The following is a 9,620-nucleotide window of genomic DNA, read 5'->3' as shown; positions in this document are numbered from 1 at the left end:
CGCCGGGTGCAGGCGCACGCCGTCCAGATGGCCGCTGAGATGGGTGAGCAGATCGACCAGCGCCGCCGCCGTACCGGAAAAAGCCAGCCGGGCAGGGGAACTGGACGGTGCGGCGCCGAAGCGCTGCTCGGCGGTCGCGGTGGGGGTGTCCAGCGTGACGTCGATCTCGGCGAAGGCCAGCGGCGTGCCGGCCGACCGTGACCGTTGCGCCGCGTCGATCGCGGCCGCGACGGAATCGGCGGCGACCAGCCGCACGTCCACCTCGCCGTCCGCACCGAAGACCACCGGTTGACCCTGCGGCGGTCGCGGCACGATCGCCGGGCCTTTCACCGAGAAGGTCCTGCCGCGGAAGTCGATGTAGTGCAGCCTGTTCCGGTCCAGGAAGCGGCCGTTCGGGTGGTCGCGGATCACCGCGTCGTCCTCCCAGGAGTCCCAGAGTCGTCGTGCGACCTCGATGGAATCCTCTTGCTCCCTGGCCAATTCGGCGGCGCCGGTTACCGGAGCGCGGCCCCACGCGCGTGCGGCGCGCGGGTCGTCGACGCGTTCGGCGATCCAGCCCGCCCGGCCGCGGGAGGCGTAATCGAGCGTGGCGATCTGCGAAGACGTGTGGAACGGCTCGGCATAGGTGGTGGCGACGGTGGGCACCAGGCCGATCGTGCTGGTGGTCGCCGCCACGAACGACGCGCGGGTGACCGCGTCGATCCGGCCCGCGACCTGCTCGGGCGGCAGAATGGAATCGGCGAAGGTCGCCAGCGTGAAGCCTGCGTTCTCGGCGGTGGCGACCCGTTCGCGGACCGTGGCGCCGGTGAGCAGCCGATCCGGTGTGTGCGCGGCGCGACGCCATGCCTCGGGATGGAAGCCTTCGCCGTCGAGTTCTACGCCGAGCGCGAAAACGCCCATCCGACACCTACTTCCATCTCCGAGAGTTCCGCGGCCGCCCGTGACCGGGCGAAGCAGCCCCCTCGAGCCTGCTCCCGACGACCGCCCGGCGCGATGGTTTCCCTCGCCCTGATTCGAAGGGTGACCGCACGAATCCCGGGCCCGCCGTGCGGATCCCGGGATTCGCACCCGCTCCTACCGGGCCGCGCGGACCGACAGTGCCGCGGCGACGAGCACCGTCACGCCCTCCGCGATCGCGGTGCCGCCGAGCGCGTGCGCCGCGGACAACGTCGTGTCACCGGCCAGCCCGAGGAACAGCGTGCCGAACGTGGCGATGCCGACCACGATGCCGAGCTGCACATTGGTCACCAGGATGCCGCTGGCATCCGCGGCCAGCCGCATCGGGACTTTCGCCAGGGTCTTGGTCATCAGCGGGCTGAACGCGAGCCCGTTGCCGACGCCGCACACCCCGAGCAGCACCAGCGCGAGCACCCCGACGCCGGCGCCGTCGCGCAGCAGCGCGCCCACCGTGACCATGCTCGCGGCGGCGAGCACGAGACCGGCGGGAATCATGGTCGGGTGCCACCGATGCGGGATGCGTTCCCAGTTGAGGCCGGTGATCGCGAATGTGACGCCCATGGGAATGAACAGCAGGCCGGCGTGCAGTGCGCTGTAGCCGAGTGTGCTCTGCAGGTGGATGGCCATGACGAACATCCAGCCGCCGAAGGTCGCCATGATGACGAACAATGTCGCGGCGGCCGGCAGCAGGCCCGGCGCGGCCAGCACCCGGTGCGAGAACAGGGGTTCCGCGCCGCGGCGTGCGACGGCCCGCTCGATACCGACGAAGGCCGCAAAGCCGAACACGCAGGCGCCCAGCGAGATCCAGGACCACAGCGGCCAATCCAGCTCCCGGCCGAGCACCAGCGGCAGCACCAGCGCGAGTACCGCGGCGGTGAGCATGCCGAGCCCGGCCAGGTCGAGCTTGCGGTCGAAACGCTCGGTCACGGTCGGCAGGATGCGGGGAGCGACGACCAGCAGCACCACGCCGATGGGCACGTTCACCAGGAACACGCCGCGCCAACTACTGCCCAGCACATCGGCATTCACGATGAGCCCGCCGAGCACCTGACCGGCGACCATGCCGCCGGAGATGATCGCGGAGTACACGCTGAGCGCCTTGGCGCGGGCGTTGCCGGTGAAGTTGCGCTGGATGAGCGTCATGATCTGCGGCACCATCGCCGCCGCGCCCACGCCCTGCGCGAACCGGAAGACGATGAGCGACACCTCGTTCCAGGCCAGCCCGCAGACGAGTGAGGCGAGGGTGAACACCGCGAGTCCGGCGATGAACATGCGGCGCTGGCTGAACCGGTCGCCGAGGCGGGCTCCGGTCACCAGCAGCACGGCATAGGCGATGACATACCCGGCGACGATCAATTGCAGCGCGGCGCCGGAGGTGTGCAGCGAACTGCGGATGGACGGAATCGCGACATTGACGATGGAGGCGTCCAGCACCGCCATGAACTGCCCGGTCAGGATCACGGCGAGGATGGCGAGGGTGCGCCGCGCACCGTACGCGGCAGGTGGGGCGGCCGGAGGCGAAACAGCGGCGGACGCCGCTGCCGAATCCGGCGACAGGATCTGGGTCATGGCTTGATCCTGCGGTCCCGGCGGCACGGGTAACAGGAGCCCGTTGACACCGGTATCGGCAACACCTGGATAACCGATCGGTCCGTATAGTCCGAATTTCGCTACATTATTTCGGTTGCTGTGGGAAATGCCACTGGAGTTATCGGTGGTAGACGGGGTTCGGCGGAATACTTAGATAGGCTAACGTGTTTTCCGGATATCGAGCTTTCCTACTTGCGAACGAGGGAGACTTGCGACATGGCGACTGATTCGCGAAGCGATCGGCTACGGCGTCGAATTGCACAGTTGTTCGCCGAGGACGAGCAGGTGAAAGCCGCGGTGCCGGACCAGGAGGTGGTCGAGGCGATTCGGGCGCCGGGCCTGCACCTGTCCCAGATCATGGCCACCGTGATGGAGCGCTATGCGGAGCGCCCCGCGGTGGGGCAGCGGGCGACCGAGCCGGTCACCGAGAGCGGTCGCACCACGTACCGGCTGCTCCCGGAATTCGAGACCCTGACCTACCGCGAGCTGTGGGCGCGCGTCCGCGCGGTGGCCGCAGCGTGGCACGGTGATCCCGAAAGGCCCTTGCGGGCCGGAGATTTCGTCGCTCTGCTCGGCTTCACCAGCATCGACTACGGCACCCTCGATCTCGCGAACATCCATCTCGGCCTCGTCACCGTGCCGCTGCAGTCCGGCGCCGCGGCCCCGCAGCTCGCCGCGATCCTGGCCGAGACCACGCCCCGGGTGCTGGCCGCGACGCCCGACCACCTCGACGTCGCCGTCCAATTGCTGACCGGGGGCGCGTCACCGGAACGGTTGGTGGTGTTCGACTACCGCCCCGCGGACGACGATCACCGAGCGGCGCTCGAGTCCGCGCGCAGGCGGTTGAGCGACGCGGGCAGCGCGGTGGTCGTCGAAACGCTCGACGCGGTCCGCGCCCGCGGTAGCGAACTGCCGGCCGCGCCGCTGTTCGTTCCCGGCGCGGACGAAGATCCGCTGGCCCTACTCATCTACACCTCCGGCAGTACCGGCGCGCCGAAGGGCGCCATGTACACCGAACGGCTGAACCGTAAGACGTGGCTGAGCGGGGCGAAGGGCGTCGGCCTCACGCTCTGCTATATGCCGATGAGTCATATCGCCGGGCGGGCCGCCTTCGCGGGTGTACTGGCCCGCGGCGGCACGGCGTATTTCACCGCGCGCAGCGATATGTCGACGCTGTTCGACGATCTGGCCCTGGTACGGCCGACCGAGATGTTCTTCGTCCCGCGTGTGTGCGACATGATTTTCCAGCGCTATCAGGCCGAGCTGTCCCGGCGTGCGCCCGCCGCGGACGCGAGCCCGGAACTCGAGCAGGAACTGAAGAGCGAACTGCGCCTGTCCGCGCTCGGGGACCGCCTGCTCGGGGCGATCGTGGGGAGCGCGCCGCTGTCGGCCGAGATGCGCGAGTTCATGGAGTCGCTGCTGGATCTGGAACTGCACGACGGCTACGGCTCGACCGAGGCGGGTATCGGCGTGTTGCAGGACAATATCGTGCAGCGTCCGCCGGTCATCGATTACAAGCTCGTCGACGTGCCGGAATTGGGCTACTTCCGGACCGATCAGCCGCATCCGCGCGGTGAGCTGCTGTTGAAGACCGAAGCGATGATTCCGGGATATTTCCGGCGGCCCGAGGTGACGGCGGAGATCTTCGACGAGGAGGGTTTCTACAAGACCGGTGACATCGTCGCCGAACTCGAACCGGATCGGCTGATCTACCTGGACCGCCGCAACAATGTGCTGAAACTGGCGCAGGGCGAGTTCGTCACGGTCGCCCATCTGGAAGCGGTGTTCGCGACCAGTCCGCTGATCCGGCAGATCTATATCTACGGCAACAGCGAGCGCTCGTTCCTGCTCGCGGTGATCGTGCCCACCGAGGACGCGCTGGCCGACGGTGTCACCGACGCGCTGACCACGGCGCTGACCGCCTCCCTGCAACAGATCGCGAAAGAAGCCGGGCTGCAATCCTTTGAGCTGCCGCGCGATTTCCTGGTCGAGACCGAACCGTTCACCGTCGAGAACGGTTTGCTCTCCGGTATCGCGAAACTGTTGCGGCCCAAGCTCAAGGAGCGCTATGGCGAGCGGCTGGAGCAGCTGTACCGCGACATGGAGGCGAACCGCAACGACGAGCTGATCGAGTTGCGGCGCACCGCGACCGAGCTGCCGGTGCTCGAAACCGTCACGCGGGCAGCGCGTTCGATGCTCGGTCTGGCCGCGTCGGAGTTGCGGGCGGACGCGCATTTCACCGATCTCGGCGGTGATTCGCTGTCCGCGCTGTCGTTTTCGACCCTGCTGCAGGACATGCTCGATGTCGAGGTCCCGGTCGGTGTCATCGTGAGCCCCGCCAACTCACTCGCCGATCTGGCGAAATACATCGAGGCCGAACGGCATTCGGGGGCGCGGCGGCCGAGCCTGTTCTCGGTGCACGGTCCCGGCACCGAGGTCCGCGCCGCCGATCTCACCCTGGACAAGTTCATCGACGAACGCACACTCGCTGCCGCGAAAGCGGTTCCGGCTGCACCGGCCCAGGCGCAGACCGTCCTGCTCACCGGGGCGAACGGATATCTCGGCCGCTTCCTGTGCCTGGAATGGCTGCAGCGACTGGACAAGACCGGCGGCACGCTGGTCTGTATCGTGCGCGGCACCGACGCGGCCGCCGCGCGTAAGCGCCTGGACGCGGTGTTCGACAGCGGCGATCCCGAACTGCTCGACCACTACCGGAAGCTGGCCGTCGGCCACCTCGAGGTGCTCGCGGGCGATATCGGCGACCCGAATCTCGGTCTGGACGAGGCGACTTGGCAGCGGCTCGCCGCGACGGTCGACCTGATCGTGCACCCGGCCGCCCTCGTCAACCACGTGCTGCCGTACAGCCAGCTGTTCGGGCCTAATGTGGTCGGCACCGCCGAGATCATCCGGCTGGCCATCACCGAGCGCCGCAAGCCCGTGACATACCTGTCGACCGTCGCGGTGGCCGCTCAGGTCGATCCCGCCGTCTTCGACGAGGAGCGCGATATCCGGGAGATGAGCGCGGTGCGGTCCATCGACGCCGGGTACGCGAACGGCTACGGCAACAGCAAGTGGGCCGGGGAGGTGCTGTTGCGCGAGGCGCATGATCTGTGCGGTCTGCCGGTCGCCGTTTTCCGGTCGGACATGATCCTGGCGCACAGCAAGTATGTCGGTCAGCTCAATGTCCCCGATGTGTTCACCCGGCTGATCCTGAGTCTGGTGCTGACCGGCATCGCACCGTACTCGTTCTATGAGACCGACAGTGCCGGGCAGCGCCGACGGGCCCACTACGACGGCCTGCCCGCCGATTTCGTCGCCGAATCGATCACGACCCTCGGCGCGCGAGCCGAGTCGGGGTTCCACACCTACGACGTGTGGAACCCGTACGACGACGGCATCTCCTTGGACGAATTCGTCGATTGGCTCGGTGATTTCGGTGTGCCCATCCAGCGGCTCGACGACTACGACGAGTGGTTCCGGCGTTTCGAGACCGCGATCCGGGCACTGCCGGAAAAGCAGCGTGACGCTTCGCTGCTGCCGCTGCTCGACGCGCACCGGCGGCCGCTGCGCGCGGTGCGCGGTTCGCTGTTGCCCGCCAAGAACTTCCAGGCAGCGGTGCAATCCGCGCGCATCGGCCCCGATCAGGACATCCCGCATCTTTCCCCGCAGTTGATCGACAAGTACGTCACCGACCTGCGACAGCTCGGCCTGCTCTGAGACGTCACCGGGCAGGTTGCCGCCGACCGGTCACCGGACGGCGGGCTCCGGCTCGGTGTGCCGGGATCCGGTGCGGCGCAGGCGGAACAGCAGCAGGCCGGTGCCGAGCAGCACGACGGCGTACACGACGACGAAGCTGTTGATCAGTACCTGGGCCAGCGGCCACCACGGTGGGAACAGGAACAGGCCGACCACAACGTAATTCGGGTCGTACTCCCAGGTCCACGCACCCACCGAGACGAAAAGCGCTGCCGCGGCGAGCCACCAGACCGGTCGCGTCTGCGCACGATGCACCAAATAGACGAGCAGCGGGACGTACCAGACCCAGTGGTGGTCCCAGGAGAACGGCGACACCGCGCAGGCCGTGAGCCCGGCGAGCGTGACCGCGAGCAAGTGCTCGCCGTGTTCGTACAGTCCGGCGACGAGCACGAGGCTCACCAGCGCGAGCGGGACGGCGATGAGCAGCCACAGCCACATCGGCGCCGGATGGTGGGTCAGATGCGCGATCACACCCCGCACGGACTGATTGGACGGATGCATATCGTCGGCGATGCGATTGGACTGGAAGAAGGTGGAGGTCCAGTACTGGCGCGAATCGGTCGGCAGCACGATCCAGGCGACGGCGATGGTGGCGGCGAACGCCGCGCTCGCGGTCACGGCCGCGCGCCACTGTCGCAGCACCACGAACTGCGCGATGAAATAGATCGGGACCAGCTTGATGCCCGCGGCCAGGCCGACTCCGACACCGCGCAGCCGGCTGCGGTCGGCCCGCGCGAAATCCCATAGGATGAGCAGCATCAACAGCAGGTTGATCTGCCCGTAGAACAGTGTGGTCCGCACCGGCTCGAGGAACGCGCAGGTCAACGCCAGCAGGGCACTGATGAGCGCGAGGCGCGCGCTGATCCGGTAGCCGAGCAGCCGCCAGCCGAGCACGACGCAGCCGAACAAAACCAGCAGATTGAAGACCATGCCGGTGTAGTTGACCGCCGCCCACGGCACCAGCACGATGGGAATGAAGGCGAGCGTGGAGAAGGGCGTGTAGGTATAGAGCAGGCCCGCTACCGTCGGCTCCGTGTAGAGCGGAAGACCGTGCAGGATGCGCCACGCGCCATCCCTATACACATGTACATCGAGCCCACCGGCCAGGATGCCCGCCCGATCGAGCCACGGATCGACCGTGGTGAACAGCAGGATCACCGCTAGGACCGCGCTTGCGGTCAGTATGAAAAGCGTTGGGCCCGAGCGTGGAAAGTCCAGCTGCCGGGATTTGCGCACAAGCGAGTAACTTACAGAATAAGTTCGCGCAGAGCATGACCCGAACTGTCGGGGGCGGGTACCGGTGGGAATCGCCGCTGGTAGCAGCAATTTTTCGGGCGACATGCCGGGGCGTGGATCGGTGCTCGGTGGGCCCCGTTCGGCCCGCCTGAAACGGGTACCAGCAGCACCTGGATACGGTTAGCCGCGTAGGGCACGATCGAACGATGACCGATGTGCTGGATGTTCGGGCGGTGCGCAAAGCGCGCCGCGCGGAGCTGGGAACTTTCCTGAAGTCGCGCCGCGCCAAGATCTCGCCGGACGACGTCGGGCTGCCCCCGGGGCCGCGGCGCCGCACACCCGGTCTGCGGCGCGAGGAAGTGGCGCAACTGTCCGGCATCGGGGTCACCTGGTACACCTGGCTCGAACAGGGCAGGCAGATCAACGTCAGCGTGCAGGTGCTGGACGCGGTCGCGCGCACGCTGGCCCTCGACGACGCCGAGCGTGCCCACCTCTACCGCCTGGCCGAGGTGCCGACGGTGCCGAACGCGCACACGAACAGCGCACTGCCCGAAGAGATGCAGACCATCCTCGATCATCTGGTGCCGCTGCCCGCCGCGTTGCTCAGCGCGCGCTACGACATGCTGGCCTACAACGCCGCCTACGAGGCGCTGTGCCCTGGTTTCCTGGTGGGGGAGCGCAATGTCGCGCGCCTGGTGTTCATGACGCCGCAGTGCTGCAACACCTACCGGCACAGCTGGGACGACCTGCGCCGCATGGTCGCCTACCTGCGCGGGGCGTACGCGAAGAACCTCGACGATCCGAGTTGGCAGCAGTTCATCGAGGAGATGTGCACCGAGAGTGCCGATTTCGCGACCCTGTGGGCGCGCAACGACGTCGCGGTGCCGAACAAGCGGATCAAACAGATCCGGCATCTCGCGGTCGGCGACCTGGAAATGTTCGTCACCAGCATGTCTTTGCCCGCCGTGCAGGGCGCGTGGGTGCAGATCTACACGCCGACCGACGAAACTCAGTGGGCGCGGCTGCACGCGTTGCTCGCGATGAGCAAGGAGGAACAGCGACGGCCGTGGCTCGAGCACCGCGAGCGCTATCACGCCCCGGCCGCGGCGGGCTGAGGTTCGCCGATACTACGGTGATCCGCCGTCGAGCGGATCTTCGGAGATGCGGAGCTGAGCGAGGTCGGCTTCGAGGTCGGCCTCGGAATCGGTACTGACCGGGCGTGTTTCGGCCGTCACCCGGGCCGCTCCCGCGGCCAGGCGGTGCAGTTCGGCGAGGGCGTGTGCGTGCTGCTCGGTGTCGTCGGCCTCGACGACGCCGGAGAGCCGATCGGCGGGGAAATCGCGGCAGCGGGCCAGGGCGGTCGTGGCGGGTTGCCCGGCGAGATAGGCGTCGCTGAAACGCGATTGCCACAGTCCGGCAGCGATCTGCCCGGTCCGCCCCGCGTCGGCTCGTGGCACGTAGCCTCCGGCCTCTCCGTTGGCGGCGGCCCACAGATAGCCGACCACGGTGGCGTCGATCCGGACCGGGAGATAGCGGATAGGGGCAGCGGTGTCGTCGGCATACGTCCGCAACGGAACACTGTGCAACGGTCCCCACCCGTCACGCCGGTCCGCCGGGGTGCCGTCGGGATAGGCGCCGTCCTGGACGAGCGGTCCGTCGCCGAGGGGCGGCCCGTCAGGGTTGAGCCGGTCCCACAGTTCGGCCAGATCTGGTGCGCTGCCGAGTCTGACGCCGGGTGGAATCGCACCGGCTACCGCGTCGTCGGGTGCGCCGACCCACTCCTGGACCGCCTCCTGCGGTGTGCGGCCGCGCCGGGCCGCGTCGTCGAGCCGCCGTTCCCAGACGAGCAGGCAGTCGAGATCGTCAGCGGCAGTGGCGAGATGGCGTTCGAAGCCCGCGGCGTAATGGTCGACCGAGGCCCACAGATAGCCGATCAGCCTGCCCTGCCGATGCACGGGCAGGTAGGTGACGGCGCGGCGGGTCCAGCGGCTGTAGGTGGTCGGGGTTCCGGTCATGTTTGCTCCGAGGTAGCGAATTCCGTTGTCGGCGTGGGGCCTCCGGGATACGAGGCAGGACATAGT

6 protein-coding genes are annotated in these 9,620 nt (G+C 68.0%); 2 read left to right on the top strand and 4 right to left on the bottom strand.

Features of this window, described 5'->3' with window-relative positions; genetic code table 11:
* Together NBRGI_RS26555 and NBRGI_RS26550 are read right to left on the bottom strand one after the other, a co-directional pair.
* The coding region (locus tag NBRGI_RS26555) for an LLM class flavin-dependent oxidoreductase (protein WP_029899939.1) at positions 1-900 on the bottom strand (900 nt) is incomplete at its 3' end.
* Positions 901-1,074: 174 nt separating this feature from the next.
* Positions 1,075-2,526, bottom strand: a complete 1,452-nt coding sequence (locus NBRGI_RS26550) for an MFS transporter (protein ID WP_235211111.1) — start codon at positions 2,524-2,526, stop codon at positions 1,075-1,077.
* A 237-nt stretch (positions 2,527-2,763) separates the two neighbouring features.
* On the opposite strand from NBRGI_RS26550, the gene car reads away from it, so the two are divergent.
* Positions 2,764-6,264 (top strand): carboxylic acid reductase, encoded by a 3,501-nt coding sequence (gene car, locus NBRGI_RS26545; RefSeq protein ID WP_029899937.1) that lies wholly within the window; start codon positions 2,764-2,766, stop codon positions 6,262-6,264.
* 30 nt (positions 6,265-6,294) lie between these two features.
* On the opposite strand, the gene NBRGI_RS26540 is transcribed toward car, so the two are convergent.
* Complete coding sequence (locus NBRGI_RS26540) at positions 6,295-7,461, bottom strand: glycosyltransferase 87 family protein (protein WP_051728044.1); 1,167 nt, start codon at positions 7,459-7,461, stop codon at positions 6,295-6,297.
* A 284-nt stretch (positions 7,462-7,745) separates the two neighbouring features.
* Here NBRGI_RS26540 and NBRGI_RS26535 point away from each other — a divergent pair, with 284 nt between their 5' ends.
* A complete protein-coding gene (locus NBRGI_RS26535; RefSeq protein WP_029899935.1) occupies positions 7,746-8,654 on the top strand; it encodes a helix-turn-helix transcriptional regulator in 909 nt (302 codons plus the stop codon).
* 12 nt (positions 8,655-8,666) lie between these two features.
* Here the strand turns inward: NBRGI_RS26535 and NBRGI_RS45465 are convergent, their stop codons facing one another.
* The gene (locus NBRGI_RS45465; RefSeq protein ID WP_051728043.1) at positions 8,667-9,554 is read right to left on the bottom strand and encodes a hypothetical protein; all 888 of its coding nucleotides are present in this window, start codon (positions 9,552-9,554) and stop codon (positions 8,667-8,669) included.
* Positions 9,555-9,620 lie beyond the last annotated feature (66 nt).

The organism is Nocardia brasiliensis IFM 10847 (assembly GCF_000710915.1).
Taxonomy (GTDB): domain Bacteria; phylum Actinomycetota; class Actinomycetes; order Mycobacteriales; family Mycobacteriaceae; genus Nocardia; species Nocardia brasiliensis_A.
The sequence above is the reverse complement of the archived record's forward strand: the minus strand, read 5'-3'. Positions and strand labels throughout refer to the sequence as shown.